The sequence below is a fragment of the Ruegeria sp. HKCCA5491 genome (assembly GCF_013034565.1).
Classification (GTDB): domain Bacteria; phylum Pseudomonadota; class Alphaproteobacteria; order Rhodobacterales; family Rhodobacteraceae; genus Ruegeria.
This window is the reverse complement of sequence record NZ_WQGG01000003.1, coordinates 264,918-282,952: the sequence shown is the minus strand read 5'-3', so window position 1 is coordinate 282,952 and position 18,035 is coordinate 264,918. Positions and strand designations below refer to the sequence as shown.

Annotated in this window: 13 protein-coding genes; 6 read left to right on the top strand and 7 right to left on the bottom strand. The window is 55.2% G+C overall.

Annotation, left to right across the window (positions count from 1 at the left end; translation table 11 throughout):
* Positions 1 to 7: 7 nt before the first annotated feature.
* Entirely contained in the window at positions 8 to 5,713 is a 5,706-nt protein-coding gene (locus GOV88_RS07020) for a VCBS domain-containing protein (protein WP_217358914.1), read from the top strand.
* 322 nt (positions 5,714 to 6,035) lie between these two features.
* On the opposite strand, the gene GOV88_RS07015 is transcribed toward GOV88_RS07020, so the two are convergent.
* The 6 genes from GOV88_RS07015 to GOV88_RS06990 all read right to left on the bottom strand — a co-directional run bounded on the left by GOV88_RS07015 (position 6,036) and on the right by GOV88_RS06990 (position 10,641).
* Positions 6,036 to 6,497 carry a hypothetical protein gene (locus GOV88_RS07015; protein ID WP_171239958.1) on the bottom strand — a complete coding sequence of 154 codons (462 nt, stop codon included), beginning with the start codon at positions 6,495 to 6,497 and terminating at the stop codon, positions 6,036 to 6,038.
* A gap of 256 nt (positions 6,498 to 6,753) precedes the next feature.
* Positions 6,754 to 7,425, bottom strand: a complete 672-nt coding sequence (locus GOV88_RS07010; RefSeq protein WP_217358913.1) for an AAA family ATPase — start codon at positions 7,423 to 7,425, stop codon at positions 6,754 to 6,756.
* Positions 7,426 to 8,496: 1,071 nt separating this feature from the next.
* Positions 8,497 to 8,715: a DUF3955 domain-containing protein gene (locus GOV88_RS07005; RefSeq protein WP_217358912.1), complete on the bottom strand. Its 219-nt coding sequence runs from the start codon at positions 8,713 to 8,715 to the stop codon at positions 8,497 to 8,499.
* 76 nt (positions 8,716 to 8,791) lie between these two features.
* Positions 8,792 to 9,313, bottom strand: a complete 522-nt coding sequence (locus GOV88_RS07000; protein ID WP_170560367.1) for a hypothetical protein — start codon at positions 9,311 to 9,313, stop codon at positions 8,792 to 8,794.
* Complete coding sequence (locus GOV88_RS06995) at positions 9,313 to 10,083, bottom strand: hypothetical protein (protein WP_170386722.1); 771 nt, start codon at positions 10,081 to 10,083, stop codon at positions 9,313 to 9,315. The genes GOV88_RS07000 and GOV88_RS06995 overlap by 1 nt, the downstream gene beginning before the upstream one ends.
* A 42-nt stretch (positions 10,084 to 10,125) precedes the next feature.
* Positions 10,126 to 10,641: a DUF805 domain-containing protein gene (locus GOV88_RS06990; RefSeq protein WP_170386721.1), complete on the bottom strand. Its 516-nt coding sequence runs from the start codon at positions 10,639 to 10,641 to the stop codon at positions 10,126 to 10,128.
* A gap of 200 nt (positions 10,642 to 10,841) precedes the next feature.
* On the opposite strand from GOV88_RS06990, the gene GOV88_RS06985 reads away from it, so the two are divergent.
* From GOV88_RS06985 to GOV88_RS06975, 3 genes are all read left to right on the top strand, one after another.
* A complete protein-coding gene (locus GOV88_RS06985; protein WP_170385925.1) occupies positions 10,842 to 11,234 on the top strand; it encodes a hypothetical protein in 393 nt (130 codons plus the stop codon).
* 438 nt (positions 11,235 to 11,672) lie between these two features.
* Positions 11,673 to 12,560, top strand: coding sequence for a YegS/Rv2252/BmrU family lipid kinase (locus GOV88_RS06980; protein WP_171124895.1), 888 nt, complete (start codon positions 11,673 to 11,675; stop codon positions 12,558 to 12,560).
* 316 nt (positions 12,561 to 12,876) lie between these two features.
* Entirely contained in the window at positions 12,877 to 14,010 is a 1,134-nt protein-coding gene (locus GOV88_RS06975; protein WP_171124897.1) for a DUF2652 domain-containing protein, read from the top strand.
* Between the two features lie 394 nt (positions 14,011 to 14,404).
* On the opposite strand, the gene GOV88_RS06970 is transcribed toward GOV88_RS06975, so the two are convergent.
* The gene (locus tag GOV88_RS06970) at positions 14,405 to 15,550 is read right to left on the bottom strand and encodes an AIPR family protein (RefSeq protein ID WP_217358911.1); all 1,146 of its coding nucleotides are present in this window, start codon (positions 15,548 to 15,550) and stop codon (positions 14,405 to 14,407) included.
* 420 nt (positions 15,551 to 15,970) lie between these two features.
* On the opposite strand from GOV88_RS06970, the gene GOV88_RS06965 reads away from it, so the two are divergent.
* Positions 15,971 to 16,729 (top strand): bifunctional 2-polyprenyl-6-hydroxyphenol methylase/3-demethylubiquinol 3-O-methyltransferase UbiG, encoded by a 759-nt coding sequence (locus tag GOV88_RS06965; protein WP_171211695.1) that lies wholly within the window; start codon positions 15,971 to 15,973, stop codon positions 16,727 to 16,729.
* A 224-nt stretch (positions 16,730 to 16,953) separates the two neighbouring features.
* Positions 16,954 to 18,030, top strand: a complete 1,077-nt coding sequence (locus GOV88_RS06960) for an AI-2E family transporter (RefSeq protein WP_171122801.1) — start codon at positions 16,954 to 16,956, stop codon at positions 18,028 to 18,030.
* Positions 18,031 to 18,035: the final 5 nt, after the last annotated feature.

Here is an 18,035-nt window from a genome sequence, read left to right as displayed (position 1 = left end):
GGGCGCGGTGACCGAGGACAAGCTGACCTCGACCGGCGGCAAGCTGGATGTGACCGACCCGGATGCGGGCCAGGCGAGCTTCGTGCCGCAGACCGGCGCGGCCGGCGCCCATGGCAGTTTCACCGTCCAGCCCGATGGCACCTGGAGCTACACGCTCGACAATGGCCAGCCGGCGGTACAGGCGCTGAAGACCGGCGAGCAGCTGACCGACACGCTGACCGTCTCCACCGTCGACGGCACCACCAAGCAGATCACCGTCACCATCAACGGCACCGACGACAAGGCCGCGATCTCCGGCACCGCGGTGGGCGCGGTGACCGAGGACAAGCTGACCTCGACCGGCGGCAAGCTGGATGTGACCGACCCGGATGCGGGCCAGGCGAGCTTCGTGCCGCAGACCGGCGCGGCCGGCGCCCATGGCAGTTTCACCGTCCAGCCCGATGGCACCTGGAGCTACACGCTCGACAATGGCCAGCCGGCGGTACAGGCGCTGAAGACCGGCGAGCAGCTGACCGACACGCTGACCGTCTCCACCGTCGACGGCACCACCAAGCAGATCACCGTCACCATCAACGGCACCGACGACAAGGCCATCATTGGCGGTGTGGATACGGGGAGTGTCGCAGAGAACACTGCAGGCGTGGACAAGTCCCCTGATCAGCACCAGCCGGGCATCGGAGTGCTGGGAACGGAAACACTGAATGCAAGCGGCCAGCTTACGATTCTTGATCCGGACGCGGGTGAAGCTGTCTTCGACACGCATGGGCTCGGGTTCACCTATCATGGCACCTACGGCGACCTAAATCTTCGAGCGGATGGCACATGGTTCTATTCTGCCGATGCCGGGAACGCGCGCTTCTTTGACGGTCGCCCGACCACGCGCGGTAGTGCGATTGACCAGCTGGGCGAAGGGCAAACGCTTACTGACACGATCACCGTCTATTCCAAGGACGGCACAGCGCATGACATCACGATCACTATCCACGGCAGTAACGATGCCCCCTATTGTGCGTCCGAGGTCACGCTTGCGCCCGGCACCGAGGACACCGCACAAACACTGACCAAGGCGCAATTGCTTGCAAACACGGTCGAGGTGGATGCCAATGATGCAGGCAAACTGTCCATCGCAGGGCTGCGAGCCGATCACGGCTCGATCCGGGACAATGGCGACGGCACCTTTACGTTCACGCCCGCCCGCGATTACAACGGCGCGGTCCACTTCACCTACGACGTAACGGATGCCCATGGCGGGGTGACCCATACCGGAGCAACCACAACGCTCGCTGCGGTCGGCGATCCTGCGACAATTACCGATGCTAGTATTCCTTCGGTGACCGAGGACAGGGGCTACATCAACACACATTACGAACTTCAGGTGTACGGGAAGCTTGACATTTCTGACCCGGATCCGGGCGAGGCGCGGTTTGATGGCAACATAGGACCGCAGACATCTGCGGGTGTTGGCTATGATACACAGCTTGGCGGTCACGTTCTATTGCAGCCGGATGGCAATTTCATCTACTACCTCGACAATCGGCTGGCGGTCGTACAACAGCTTGGTGCTGGACAGACCGTCAAGGACACTGTGACGATCCGTTCGGTAGACGGAACCACCCATCAGATTGAGATTACGGTTCATGGCACCAATGACGCGCCTGTTTTGACGGCCGCGACGGCGTCAGCCACCGAGGACGGGTCCTCGGTCACGGGTCAGATGTCGGCGACAGATGTGGATACAGGAGACACGCTGACCTATTCTCTGGGCCACCAGGCACCCGCCGGGTTCTCGCTGAACCCCGATGGGAGTTGGAGTTTTGATCCAACCGACGCGGCCTATCAGCACCTTGCCGCAGGCGCGACCGAGCAGGTCACCATCCCCGTCAAGGTCACTGACGGCACCGCCACAGACACGCAAGACCTGACCATCACCGTCACCGGAACAAACGACGGACCGGCGGTCACCGGCCCGGTCACACTGCCCGGCGGGACCGAGGACAAACCGGTACAGATCACAGCGGCCCAGCTGCTGGCACATGCCACGGATATCGACACCGGCGACCAGCTCTCGGTGACCGGGCTGAGCGCCAGCCACGGAACCATCACCGGCGACGCGGCCCACGGCTTCACCTTCACGCCGGACGCCAATTACAATGGCCCAGTGACACTGAGCTACACCGTCACCGACGGTCATGGTGGAAACACCGCGCAAACCGCCAACCTGACATTGGCGGCAGTCGGAGACGCTGCCATTATTGGCGGCGTTGATACCGGCGATGTGACGGAAAACACAGCTGGAGTGGACATGTCGCCCGACCAGCATCAGCTGGGTATGTCGACGCTCGATCAGGAAACTATCAAGGCTTCTGGGACATTGACGATTATCGATGCCGATGCTGGCGAGGCGTCCTTCGATACCCATGGGCCGGGATACACATATCACGGCACGTACGGAGACCTGATGCTCCGCGAGAATGGCGAATGGTTCTACAGCGCTGACGTCGGAAAGTCGCGGTTCTTTGACGGGCGGCCCACCACCCGCGGCACGGCGATTGATCAGCTGGGCGAGAATCAGACGCTCACCGACACGATCACTGTGCATTCCAAGGATGGCACGCCGCATGACATCGTGATCACCATCCATGGCAGCAATGACCGGCCTTATTGCTCTTCTGAAGTCGTTCTACGGGCTGGTACCGAGGACACGGCGCAGACGCTCACCAAGGCGCAGCTTCTCGCCAACACGGTCGATGTGGACGCCAATGATGCGGGCAAACTCACCATCGACGCGCTGCGGGTCGATCACGGCTCGGTCCGCGCCAACCCTGACGGCACCTACACCTTCACCCCAGAAAAGGATTACAACGGCAACGTTCACTTCACCTATGACGTGAAGGATGCCCATGGCGGTGTGACCCATACTGGAGCCACGACGACCCTCGTACCAGTAGGCGATGCCGCGGTTGTTTCCGGCACGGATACGGGCGATTTGACCGAAGACAAGAATGTCGGACCGTCTTCGGCGCATCCGATTGTCGCCGACGGAACCTTGAGCGTCTCGGATCCCGACGGAACCGCATGGAACCACTTCCATTACTCCATATGGGGAGAACATGCGGTCTCTGATCCTTTTGGCGGAAGCCTCCATATCGATCGCTATGGAAACTGGCATTACGCAGTGGATAACTCGCATGCTGCGGTCCAGAGCCTCGCAGCAGGTGAGGAGGGCTATGCTACCTATCGGGTGAGCACGGCCGATGGAACAACCCATCAAATCAAGATCACGATCCACGGGACGAACGACGCGCCTGTTCTGTCTGCCGCGACGGCCTCGGCGACGGAGGATGGCAAGGCGGTCTCCGGGCAGATGTCGGCGACCGATGTGGATACGGGCGACACGCAGACCTATTCGCTGGGCGGCGCTGCGCCGGCCGGCTTCACGTTGAATGCGGACGGCAGCTGGAACTTTGATCCGACCGACGCGGCCTACCAGCATCTTGCGGCGGGTCAGCCGCAACAGATCACCATCCCGGTCACGGTCACCGACAAGACCGGCGCCACCGACACCGAGAACCTCGTCATAACCGTGACAGGCACCAATGACGGCCCCAGCGTCAGCGGCCCGGTCGCCCTGCCCGGCGGCACCGAGGACAAGACGGTACAGATCACGGCGGCGCAGTTGCTGGAGCATGCGACGGATGTCGACACCGGCGATCAGCTGTCGGTCACGGGGCTGACGGCGAGCCACGGCACGATCACGTCCAACCTGGACGGGTCGTTCACCTTCACGCCGGACAAGGACTATAACGGCCCCGTCAGCCTGAGCTATCAGGTGACCGACGGTCACGGCGGAAACACCGCACAGAAAGCGTCTCTCACGCTTGGCGCAACGCCCGATGCTTCGATCATCACGGGAACAGATTCCGGGCATGTCAAGGAGGACAACGCTCCGTCCACATCCGGCAAGCTGAACATCTCGGATCCGGATGGTGGCGTCGCGGCTTTTGTACCTGTGACAAATGCTCAGGCACCGCACAACGCTGGAACCTATTCAATCGACGCCGCCGGAAACTGGACCTTCACCCTGCCTCCTTCGCGGCAGTCCCTGCACGAAGGCGAGCTCATCTACGACTACTTTGAGGTGCGTGGTGTCGACGGCACGACTCATCGCGTCAACATTACAGTTGAGGGCACCGCGGATGTTCCCAAGATCACGGGCGATACATCTGGGACCGTGGTCGAGGACACCAGGACTGTGGCCCGCGGAACCCTCAACGTACACGATCCGGATTGGGGACAGAGCGGCACCGATCGTACGAACTATGGGCAGCCCAGACCTTCGGACGGTGGTTTTGGCGCTTATGAGATCGACAGCCGCGGTCACTGGACCTATCGGGTCGATCAGACAGACGGCAGGGTTCAAGCGCTTGGTGAGGGAGAAACCCTCACCGACTCATTCACCGTCACAACGCTGGATGGCACAAAGCAGCCGGTCCAGATCATCATAACCGGGACGAATGATGCGCCGATTGTAACGCCGGGAGATCTTGGCGCCACACAACCAGGTGCGGGTAAAACCATCTCGACCGCAGATTTGCTGGCGGCTGTTCATGCAACCGATGTGGACCGAGGCGATCAGCTGTCTATCTCAAATGTTCAGGTCGACCCGCAATATGGAAGCTTCCACCAATCTGGCGGCAATTGGGTGTTTACCCCCGCAGCTGGCGCCAGCCATACCGATGTCCCAGTAACGATTTCCGTCACGGACGGACATGCAACACGCAGTGCAACGGCGACGTTGGATGTGACCGCGGCGCCGACACCGCCCACTGCAACTCAGGTACATGGTACGGGCACGACCCATCTTTCCGGCACACTGACCGGCGGATCAGGTGGCTGGTCGATCGACAACGGGCACGGACACGGCGTGTTGTCGCTCCAGGGCCAATACGGGACATTGACCATCAACCCGCAAACTGGACACTTTGATTATCACTACCAAGCGCAATCTGCAGTGATCAAACACGGCGGCGGCGGAGCAGCATCGGGGCGTCACACCGACACTTTCCACATCCTCCAGCATGGCGCGCACACGTCCGATGCAGATGTGCAGGTCAATATCAACGTCCAGAGCGTGCATGGAGCGAGCGGCCACCACGTCGATCAAACGACCCTGATCGGTATCGATATTGTTCCGGTAACACCACAGCAACACGACTCCCCGAGTGACGATGGGCCAGTTTTCGAAGTGACGCTTGGCGACGATACTCAGGACCCGTCTGCTGCCGCGCTCGGACTGACCGACGACATGGATGTATCTCTCGCCGCGAGGGCAGGCAGCGAGAACGATCCCGCTATTCAGGATAGCAGAGGCTTCGATACCCCAGACGAGCACCAAGGGCAGGACGGCTCATCTCTCCATCAAGGCGACCCGGTGAACGCCTATCTTGATGCAGTTGGGGCGGGCCCGCATTCCGACGTTCCGACACAGCTACAGGATTCCGAGCCGGCCAATCCCTACACTGCGGCGCTCGGTGTTGATGCGGATATGCTGACCGACGCACCGACGCTGGATCCAACCATGCTGGATGATCCCGCGGCGGCCGAGGATCTGAGTTCGGACAGAGTGACCAGTGATGAAGGGATCGACCTCCCGCATGATGAACCGCTTGTTCCATTGCCGGAGGAGGACGACCCTTCAGCCAACTCAGGTTGATCCTGATCAGGTCTATCCGGCCTGCTGGGTGACGAAGGGGGCGGAGAACCGATCAACTGCCGGGGACAGTTCGGGCAGCGCATCGCGCCGCTGGAAACCGTCGATAGGCGCTGCCAGACGAATGCGAACGGGGCTCCGAATGGACAGCGAGCCTGCCTCCGATATCGCGCAAATTCCACCCACGCGACGAGAGCGGGGTAATGGTTCAATTTCTTGGCCCGTCTAAGAGTACGGGAAGCAATCGCGTTTCGTAATCATCGGACGCGACTCAACTTCTTGTCTCGAGGCAGCTGAACTTACCCTTGCATCGCCTACCAAAAGGTTATTTTTCCACATCCGTCGAAAAGAAAAAGGTGCCACAAATGCTCTCTTCGGCGACCCCAGTCGGTATTTCCGCTCCGGTGAACATGGCAATGCCCAGGTACGCATACCCTGAGCTTTCTTCATCCCAAGCTGCCATAAAGGTTACTGGCTGGTCCCCACAAAGCGTGTTTTGTTGCCGAAGTTGTCCGGCGTCTCCTGAGACCCTGAAGACTTGTGCGACGGGTACATTGCCAGATGCTCCCCATCTACCCGAAGCTGCATCGTCGACCACATTCAGATCGAGAAACCCACCAGTCTCAAAGACCATGCGCTTTTTCGACAGGATCACCGGTCCGGTGATCGCAACAGCTGTTTCGCTATAAGGACGAAGGGCTTTGGCGTCCGCCAGAACAGGTTGAGATGTTGCGGGGTCGCCGATGGCTCCGATCAAGAGCAATGCCAAATATGTCCAACGAGCCATACTTTTCCTCTGATTCATGTGGCCGAGCGATATCGCTGGCATGAACAATAGGCAGGATCCGAGTTGAACTCTACCTACCGCTGAGGTTGCCCTCGCCATACAGGTGCACGCGTTCGGAATGCGCATACTGGCGAGATCGCCCGTGGGGTGCGAGCTCATTCGTGACGCACCGAAGTTCAACTCAACCTCACAGCAGCTGTCCATTTAAGGCTTGTTGAACGGCGACACCGTGCCCAATGGAAAGGAGTTCTGTTCATCAATCGAATGGCCGGTGCGTACCGTTGCCGGATTTGTCTTCCCGAGACGCCTCCATCTCCTGAAGGGCGTCGGTGACGAAATCGATCGGAGATCGGGTGAAGGCGCGGTAAAGCTTGAAGTGCTGGGTTGCTTCCAATGTCGTTTTGGTAATCCCGTGTCGCGTGATTTCAAGCAAGCTAGCGTTCGGTAAGGCCATGAGGATCGGTGAATGGGTGGCCACGATGACCTGCGAGATTGCCGTTCGCTGAATACGATCAAGAATTGCGAGAAGCTCCAACTGACGCTTCGGCGACAGAGCACTTTCAGGTTCATCCATGAAATAGATACCCTGTTGCGATATGCGTTCTTTGAAAAATCTCACGAAGCCCTTGCCATGACTCCATGACAAGAAGTCCGGGGGCGCATTGCCACTGTCTTCCGCAGCGATATCAAGGTATCGGGCCACTGAGAAGAAGGTTTCCGCCTTTATGAACCAGCCAAGTGTAACTTTGGGCAGCCAACTCGCGCGAAACACGTCGGCCAACCCAGCACCGCTCTGGTCTATCGCGCGGGCGTGATCGACGGGACGATAGCCCTTGCCGCCACCGGCCTCGTCGTAGCCACTGAGTGCCGCTATGGCCTCTACCAATGTTGATTTCCCGGTACCGTTCTCACCGACCAGAATGGTCACTGGGGTTGTGAAGCGCAACTCGAAGCCCTCACGGTCCAGCCAGGGAAGGTATAGGGGTAGCCCGACTTGCCTTCGATCACATCATCTCTCAAGACAATACGCTGCAAGAACGGAGCAGGGAGTTTTGTGATCGGCCTGCGACGGCTCACAAAAGCCTCCTTTTGAACGCTAGGTAGTGCCCAGGAGACGATTGCAGCCCTATTTGCACTTGTTGGCTCATTTTTGCGGCACCCAGCCGCAATAAGTCAGCACCTGAAACGACGACGAGTCCTCGGCCACCTGATTGATAACCAAAACTCTGTTTGAGTCCAGCGGGCTCAAGAGTTGTCGATAGGTGTATGATTTGCCGTCAAAGGTGCACTTCAAGTCGACTATTTGTACTGCAGTCCCACGCAATGCTTGCACTTGATCGTATTCACAGGAGCTATCGTCTGACTTCCGACCTTCATCGTCGTAAATCACGTAACCGGCCCTCAAATCACCGTACTCTTCAGAAATGCGCGCGCCGTCCGAGCATGAAAGGCCCTCAGGGACATAAAGACCAGAGAAATGGACGGCCTCAGCCCACAACTTGCTTGAGGACCATATGAAAGCGGCTAACAACAGGCACAATGATCTTGTCTGGTTCATTGAAACACGCTCACCCTTCGTTCCAGCATCACACGAAGAGTCTGAAAACGATGCCGCAGTGTCAACGGCGCGACACGGAGTAGAGGGTGTAACTATTGGTCTGGGTAACAATCGAGGCCGATGTTTCGGAAACCAATGTTGCCGCCGCAGAGCTCCCCGTCGGGCAAGTGACGAGGTCTGCGGCATCATCCAAGAACTCGACCGTGAAGGCTGACTCGCCGGTTAGTTTGCAGTCGTCATAAGCGGAACGGTGGCCTCGCACGAAAACCAGTTCTGGATCCGGTTCGCTGATTGCTACATTCGGCGCAGAGCCAGTGCACCCAGCGAGCATACCGAGGCAGAGCAACAAGCAGCAAGCGGTCAGGGAGCTTGCGCGCGTCGCTATGGACGTAAGCGGCACGAAACGAACCGCGGAGTAAACGCTTTGCATGAGCTGGGTCTTCATTTGGCCCGGCCCCAGTTCTTGATGATCCGGGCAACAAGTGCGGCCATCAGCGCAACGCCACCGATCAGGACAAAAAACCAACCGAGGGCCAGCAAATGGAAAGGCTCCTGCAGGATGCCGTCCTCATCGACATGCGATCCCTGAACCGCGTATCCTGTCCAAAACGCAAGGCCCAGGCCCAGCAAGACAAGGGAGATGAGCGTCAGCTTTCTCACGTGCATTTACTCCGTTGGCCATAGCGCCGGACGGTGCAAGACGCTTCTGGGCGGTCGATCGGCCTTCCCATGCGGGTCACTCCCATTCCGCGCCTGTCGTGCGCCATTCCTTCGCGTCGCTGTCCCATGTGCTGGCCGTCACGCATGGCGTCGGACTGATACCGCCGCATTGCGAGCCGTGTACATCCGCTAGAAGAACCTTGTTCGGCCCGAGATCCGCCAGGCCCCACCCCTGGTTAAACAGGGAATGAAGGACGTCCTCCACGAGGAAATGCGACATGCACCCCCCCGTACCGCAGTACAGAGAGGCCGCCGTTGAACAGGAGAAACCGCGCTCGTTCAGCACCCAGTCGAGGTACAGGTCGCCATCCAGATCGACCCGGTCGACGGCCTCCCATTCGAGGTAAAAGGTGCCATTGTTGAACTCGGCGCAAGCCTGCCGGGCCGTCTCGACTTTTTTCTGCAGCTGTTTGGGAAGATCGGAAACATCGGCGGATGACGCCGACGTAACAAAAGCAAGCCAGGACGCGGCCCAAAACCCAAGAAACCTCAGGGGCTTGGCCGTTCCAATCTGCGGTTCTGTTTCACGCCAGAGCATCAATTGCACTTATCATACTGGTAATCCCCATATTCCAGCCAATCTTTGCCACCATCGCTGAACACTAGCGTTTCCGATCTATCCTCGCCAAGGAGTGCGACGACGAACCCCTTCGGAGCTGCCGCATTGCCAAAGAAACTGTAGGCCGTCATGGCCCGTGTCACCTTACCATTAACGGTCAGCAGGGCATCCCATTCGCCATCCGGAGTGTCGAGGATCACGTATTCGATCTGACGTTTGACGTCACCGCCGCCACAATAAACCACGCCCTCCGGGGCCTCGGTGCTTGCAATCTCCTGTGCCGCTCCGCCGCAGGCAGACCTGAGTGACTTGATGGCTGCACTGGACCCCGCGAGGTCGAAGATTCCATAGGTGATGTCCTGTTCGACCATGGAAAGGTTGACCGAGGCATTTGCCGCCAACTGATCCAGGACGAAACCGTAATCCTGCGCATCATTGAACGCGATCTCGACCGGGTAGTTGTCAACGATTTGAATGCTGGCGTTGTCCTGCCCGACCTGGAAAGCACCAGCTTCGGTCGTTCCGTCCTGCATGAAACGGATCGACAGTCCCCGCTTGGCCACTATGTCCTCGCTGTCTTCGTAGCCCGCGGGCGCAAAGCGAATTCGGTCGCATTGGAGCTCCAGCGTGGAGTCGTTGGATTGGATGAAAGCATTTGCTGTCGGTCCGGCAACGAAATTCCACTCTGCAAGGACTGGCGTAGCGATGGCGCAGGCCATCGCAAAGCCTAAAGGCATTTTTCGTTTCATTCTGGCTCCCCTCAAATCTCAACAGCTAATCTGGCAAGTTAGTCACGCTGCCGGTGGCCCGTAGGGGTTGGCCCCTTCCTCGGACGGCCGGGTCAGCCACCAGATCATCATGACCGTCAAGACCAATTGCAGCACCCAGACTACGATCATCCCGGTTACTCCGAGGAACGCTGCTGGGCCGCGCAGAACTTCCGGATCGTCTACGCCGCCCTCCAGTACGGAGAAGACCGCAACACCGCTCAGAATCGCAACCATGGTCGCAAACCCCAACGCCATTGGTAGAAGAAGGTACCATCCCGGGCGTCCGGTGTCGTGCAGTCGGCGCCACCCAGCAGCAAGCATCGGTAAGAAAACCGCGACTTGAAATAAGGGGTTAAGGACACTCGTGCCTTCGCCGGTTTCGGGGTTTGCGCCGAACATCGCCCTGTCTAGGACCGAAAAAACGATGTTGCACAAGATGACGAAAAGCACGAACCACCAGTATTCCGAACGTGTTGCCCGCCCTGAAAAGACGACGTATTTCGAAAGGCAGACTTTGATCGATTGCACAAACCCCATTCCAAGCTTACCTTTCTGTGGTTTTGCATTTGAAACTCCGTCATGGCATAGGATTTTGCGTTGCTAGTCAAGCCGCAAGACACGGCCTTTACCGTCGCCTGAAGCGGCTAAACAGACAGAGGATCCCGATGCCTTCAAAGCGAATTTTAGTAGTAGGCACTGCACTTGTTGCTGTTTGCGCCGCGTTCTGGGCTGGTTCAGTGATCCAGAAAGCCGCCTATCTTGACCGATGCCTCGATCTGGGCGGAGGCCGGGTCCCCGGCAACTACCCGATATGCGTGATCGATGGCACAACGGCACCCCTTCAACTTGGACCGATCGTAGTAACGGCGCGGGAGATTGTCGGTGGCGAAATACGCGAGGATCCAAATGGCCAGCCTCTTGTCGAGTTACGCCTAGTCCCTGACATTGCCGCTGCCCTTTCGGCATTCACCAAGGCATCTGTGGGTGGTTCGCTTGACATCAAGGTAGATGGAAGCCTGCTTCGCTCGGTCAACATCGTTGAAGGCGTTGAGGGAGACCGATTGATTCTTCCCATGCCCAAATCAGATGCGCATACACTCTCTCAAAGGCTCGAGCTGGACGGCCTTTGAGCCAGGATTTACACCTGAGTGGCGACTGGCTAGTGGTCGAAATCCGCTTCGACACAACTCGATGCCGCCGAATCCCGGGCCAGAGTCCGTGCCCGTGTGACGTTCTGGTTCGTTCATACGGATAGGTCAGAGGCCTGCACAGTTTGCACCTCGGACATCTCTGCAGTTGGTTTCCCTGTGAGTGGATTCAAAGTCTGCTCTTCTATCTGCGGCGCTGCTAACAATTTTGAGTTTCGAATTGCCACACTTGCGAGCGTCAGCACGGGACCACTTCCGGAATGGGCTCGGTGCGGTCATTCGGAAAAATTCCGTGAACGTCTGCCTTGCGGGACAAAGCAGACTATTGGCTGGCACCAAGAAACTCAGTTTCCTGAGCGCCTCTGCTTTTAGAACTTTCTAAGCGGTTGCCCCAACGTTCGAGAGCTTTATGCTAGAACCATGGCTAAACGTACCCTGCTAGTTCTCAACAGAAAGTCAGCAGCAAGACCCGATCTGCGTTCTGCTGTCCGGCCACTAGAAAAAGAGCTTGGTATCAGGGTGTGTATTCCTTGGTCAGGAAAAGACTTGAAGAAGACACTTCGAGAAGCCGTGGGCGATGGGGCAACGCGGATAATTGCTGGCGGTGGTGACGGCACTTTGAACTCGGTCGCGAGTGCTGTTTTGAAGTTGAAGTCGCCTGTCTCGATAGGTCTTGTTCCCTTGGGGACGGCTAACGATTTCGCCCGGTCGTATGGTGATAAGGGGTTGGACTTGGCAACATCTGTTCGAGTTGCAGCATCGGAAGACGCGCGGCCTATCGATGTCGGATACATAAACGGCAGACCGTTTGTGAATGTTGCCAGCGGCGGTTTTGGAGCGATGATCACCGCAACAACCCCCAAGGAAATGAAGAAAAGACTTGGTGGGCTTGCGTATACGCTGTTTGGGCTTGCTCGTTTATCTGATGCAAAATCTGTTCCCGCAAAAATCTCAATTGATGATGAAGACCCGTATGACGTTTCCATTTCCGCAATCGCGATTGCGAACAGTCGCTATGCGGGTGGCGGTTTTGACGTGGCGCCTGATGCGGAGGTGTCCGACGGCTTACTCGATTTAAGCGTGCTCTCCACAGATCGATTAATGCCAGAAAACCTGCCTTTTGGCAGATTGCCGGATATTTCGGATCCCAAGGATGGTGTAGTACAGCGCTCTCGTCTGAGATCTATGGTTTTGGAAACCTCCCGGCCGTTTCATATGAATTTGGACGGCGAGCCGATGATTGATCAACGCTTTGAGGTTTCAATTAAATCAAATGCGCTGAACTTCGTTTTCCCAAGCGGTAAGTAACTCGGGTTTCTCCTAATACTAAAATTTCGCACTGTGCTTGTAACATTATACGCGGAGTCGACACATACATTCGCCGGTATAGCCAGACAAAAAGCCAACATCGAGTTTTGGCCGACCAAATGGAAGACACAGTGGATGACAGCAAAATACAAGTCAGTAAAGCAAAGACCTGAAACCTATAGCATCAATCTGTTCCTTGGTTCCGAAATCATATTCAAATGAATTCCCTTGCACCAAGCAATAAAACATCAGCAGAGTTAGAGCAAGAAAAGCAGCGCCGGGCGGCACGAAGATCATTGAGGACAGGAAAGACGCTATGCATAAAACAGTCGACAGTGTGAAAACTGCATATTTCGTAATTGCGGATATATCCGGTTACACGAAATTTATGTCCGAAACAGCCATCGAACATGCTAAAGGGATTCTGGAGGCACTGTTCGGTAGCATGATCCCTTCGATCCGGTCTCCATTGGCAGTTTCAGGATTACAAGGTGACGCCATCTTTGCTTACGCATTGGAAAGCGAGGTGGTTTCGCAACAGTTCATCCTCGATTTTGCAGAGCAACTCTACTGCGTCTTTGCACATGCCAAAGAAAAGATGCTCATCAATACATCATGCTCATGCGATGCCTGTTCAACCGTTGACAGTCTCGAACTCAAAATCGTTGTACACCACGGTGAATGTATCGTTCAAAAGACTGGAGATCGTGAAGAATTAGCCGGTCAGGATGTGATCACGGCATTTCGACTTCTCAAAAATGGCGTCAAAGAACGTACTGGTTTGACCGCGTACACATTGATTTCTTGCGCAGCGCTTCGCGCAATGGATCTCGTGGACTATTTCGAAAGCTCCGAATTCCACACCGAGGACATCGAACACATCGGCGAGATTGAGTATGTCGTGCGAGACATGCGTGCTGCTTGGGACCGTCGTCGCTTGTCGGAGCGAACGTTTGTGGAAGCAGCCGATAACCTTCTCATTGACGAATGGATCATTCCGCTGCCGGTTTCGCCTGACGTAGCCTTTACCATTTGCACCCGGCCGGAGTTGCGTGCCGAATGGCTCGGTGCCAACAAGGTCGAACTGTTCCATACCAACAAAAACAAGATTGAACCTGGAACGCTCTATCACTGCTATCACGGCGAAGACATTTTCCCATTTCAGATTGTCGACTGGCATCATGGTGACTACGCGACCGGCAAATACAACCTTCCTATGGGGCTTTCGATGTTAGAGACCAACGAACTGGTCCAAGTCGGGGAAGGGACACTGGTCAAGATCAGGTTTGCAACGCCAAGTTCGTCCAAAATTATGGGCAAACTAATGTCTGGCATGGTTAAGAAAAAACTGCGTGGCATAATCGTGCCAGACAAAGAGAACCGTGTCGAGAGAATGAAGGCGCTTGCCGGAAAACTTGCTACAGACGTCCAGGCAGCAACTACTGCTTGAACAAGCTAGAGAACGTCTAAAGGCTGAATTTATCGTTGTGCGAAGGCGAATTCTTCCAGCTTCGCTGTTTGTTTGACCGCTTTGGGCTCGAAGCAGACGTTCGCTGCAACTTGCATGAATGCCCGCTTTCCAAAGATCTGGAGGGTAAGAAATACCCAGCTAGATCTACCCACACAACCAGCTCACCCCAGTGTTGGGTGGTACCCCACCTCGGAAAGCTGTGGTCACCCCTTAAAACGGCGTTTTGGTGGGCGTTTAGTGGGTTTCAGTTTGCCTGCTCCCTCAGTAGAAAGATGCTTTTGCCGCAGTTGGCGATTTTATCGGCAATCAGATTTTCAGGCTGGTTCTTCACCTGTAGTTTGGGCGATCTAAATTGCCCATGATAAGCAAAACGTCACTTCTGGACCGTGTATCGCTCCAGAATGATTTTTGTGTCGTTTGATGAAGAAAAGGCCTCTATTTCGGGAGAGCCTTTGATCGAACTCCAGAGTTCAGGCTTCTTGGAGTATTCACCAAAATCATCACTCAGCGAATATTTTTTTATCAGTTCGTTCATGAGCACCAGTAAATTGCGAAGATAATCACGAAGGTCGTCCTCAAGACCTTCGCTTCTCCAGATCTTCTCCAGGTCAAACTTGCCTCCATTGCTCGATCCGTCAGTCATTTGGTATAAAGACGAAATTGCGTAAGGGATCGCCGCAGAACGGATTTGGCCAATAGAATTCTTCCCCTGACCGTAAATCTTCTCCATTTGCCGGAAGAGAATAATCTTCGCAACAAGTTGTTCGTAAAACTCTCTATCTATCTCGACGCCAGGGTTGCCTTCTTCAGTAGGAGAAATGAATTCGATAAAATGCCGAAAGACTTTTTCTCCGCCTTTCTTGACCATGAAAGGGACGTCACCCCAAGCCGTGTGATACTTAGCCAATTGTTCCTTGGAAAAACGTCTCGCCGGTGGGAACTTTTGCTGCTGGGCGCCTTTTCGCCGCCCTGCTAATCGCAGGCTAGTGTTGAACTCACCCTTTGCTCTTTCGAAGAACCACTTTGCGCCACTGGGTGTAGTAACACTGTTACTTAAATTTTTGAGTTGTCGCAATTTCGGGTTTCTTGATCGTAAATCAACATTTGAAACACGAGACTGACTGTTTGAAAACTTGCTTATGTTGGAGATCAATTCTTCCAGCTCGTCTGGATCGGTGCTTTTGACGACGTTGATTTTTGCCATTACACGAACAGCACTCACATCAAGGCCGTCCTTTTTGGAAAAGTAAATCGATGCTGTGGTTTGACCTCCATTGACGATTTGAAAATCCGTCAATGAATCAATGTACTGACGCTTTTTGTGGGTTTTAACAATCGCTTCAGTGGCCGTTATGGTTAGACCATTATTATAAGCAATGAACTTTTCTGGAGACTCCCGAATTGTGTCACGAATTCCCTTGTTGACCCCACGAAATTGAAGAAATGATCGCACGTTTTTTTCGAGCAACCGGCTACTGTGCAGGCGATACAAATCAGAAATTGTGTTAGCGTCAAGCACGCATAAATATGACTCGAAGTTCTCTTCTGTTGCAGCCTGTATGACTTCAATCTGTTTCCCAAAGTCGCGAGAGAAATCAATCTTGAGCGGTTCTCGATTACCTCTAGAAACAGTTACCGAATGTAAGAAATTTAGGTCAACCAGCCGCTTTAGTAGTAAAATTTCTTTTGTGACTGTTTTTTCACTGGTCCGAATTTTGATCTTTAAGTTTTCTTTCTCAAAGTGGATGTCTCTAGGTCTAGTTTCGTTACCTTTCCTAGAGACTGTAGAGGACAGTGCGGCTAATACTTGATATGCGCGTCATAATGCAGGTGGCCATCAAACCGCTGTTGGAATATCAGATTTCTGGAATTGGGGAGATGCGCGGGCTGGTCGAGTTGAGAAAGCCGGTCATTGCCCCAACGGGAGGGTTACCAGCGCATGAAGCGATCAATTGAGCCAGATTTCACCGAGGCAGATATTGCTCTGATAGATGCGGCCTATGAGAAGTTGCGCCCGTCAGAGGCGATCAGCGATTGGTTCACGCAATATACTCTCAATCACAGAAAGCGGCTGGCGATCGACCTGAGGATGCTTCGGGAAAATGCGGCTGACGGTGCCACGGTTGTCGAATTCGGGTCGGCGCCTTGTCTATTGACTCATGCAGCGCAGTCGGCGGGATTTAAGGTCATCGGGCTTGATCTTGAACCTGACCGGATCACGGAAGCAACCGGATCGCTTGAGATTTTGAAATGCGATATTGAGAGGGATCCCGTGCCGCTTGACGATGGCGTCGCGGATGTTGTGATTTTCAACGAGGTTTTTGAACATCTGCGTATTGATCCGATATTCACAATCAGTGAAGTGGCCCGCGTGCTGAAACCCGGCGGGCAATTATTTCTTTCGACCCCAAACCTGCAAAGTTTGGCGGGTATTCGAAATCTGGTTCTGTCAAACCGAAGCGCGTTTGTTTGCCCCGATCCCTATGAGGAATTCAGCAAGCTGCGCACATTGGGCCATATGGGTCATGTTCGCGAATACACGACACGCGATGTCATAGAATTTCTTGAGCATTTTGATCTTAAGACACGGGAAATCATCTATCGCGGTATGCGCGGGAAACGCCTGATGCGCCTGACGCAACGCGTGTTCCCGCGCCTTCGCCCCTTCTTTTCAGCCTCTGCCGTAAAGAGGGGGTGACGTCGCATGGCGACTGATTGCGAGTTTTGATCAGCGAAAGTCTGAATTTCAATAACGGGCAGTCGCGGTCGCCCGGGCACTTTTCGGAGTGCAGTTCACCGCAGGGGCCAAACAGCCGAACTTACCGGCTGCTGAGTGGCCCTTGTCAGATGTCTCGTGAAAAGGCCAAATACGTCCGAAAGTAATGTCTTAAAGTTCTGGCAACCTGTGGACGGAGCCTGTGTATGAATAAGACCAAGCAACCCGGCACGCCCTCGTCATACTTTCGGGGACTGGCTTTCTGGTATCATCTGGTCGCGTTTTTGTTTTTCTTCGTTGCGTCGCTGGTGCTTGCGTCCTCGGTTCTGGTGCCGCTGTCTTTTGCAGTTCTTTTGTTCGTTCTGCTGACGGCCACGTCGGATCAAATCGGCAGGGTCAGGCTTGGGGGGCGGACAATTCCCAAATGGATTGCGCAACTTGCGGCCATTGCGCTCGTGATAATGGGGGTTGGCGTTGTGCTGTCGATCCTGTCCAGTCAGGCGGGCGAAGTCTCGCAAGCTTTTCCGCGATATGAAGAAAAACTGACAGGTATTCTGGCGCGCGTGGTTTCGTTGGTGGGGCAAGACAACTATGCGGCCGCGCTCAAGGCGTTGAAGCAGATCAACCTGTCGGGGTTCGCGCAGGGTGTGATCGGGTCAGCCGGTGCCTTCCTCAGCGCGTTCTTTCTGGTTTTACTCTATGTCCCCTTCATGCTGATCGAGCGCACCCCGATGCGTGCAAAGATCAAGCTGGCGGTCAAAGATGAAGAAACCGCCGAGAAGGTAAGGCGTATTCTGGATCGAACATCCGACAGCGTTCAGCGGTATGTAGGCATCAAGACCTTCGCCAGCGCTCTTACAGGTTTTGGGAGCTATCTGGTGATGGCTTCGGTGGGGTTGGATTTCGCGGAAACATGGGCCGTTCTTGCCTTCATACTGAACTTCATTCCAACAGTGGGTTCGATTATTGGCGTGGCGTTGCCGACAGTGGTGGCGCTGGTTCAATTTGAAGAAGTCATCCCGCTATTGATCGTGTTGGGCGGGTGCGGCGCGGTCCAGTTTTCTGTTGGCAATATCCTGGAGCCCATGCTTTTGGGGCGAAGCCTGAATTTGTCACCCTTCATGGTTATTCTTGCGCTTACGTTTTGGACGGCAATCTGGGGTGTCGCAGGGGCTTTGATGAGCGTCCCGATAACCGTCTGCATTATGATCGTGATGTCCAACATCCCCGCCACAAAACCTATCGCGATATTGATGTCCGGTGATGGAAAAATAGATACCTGACCCGC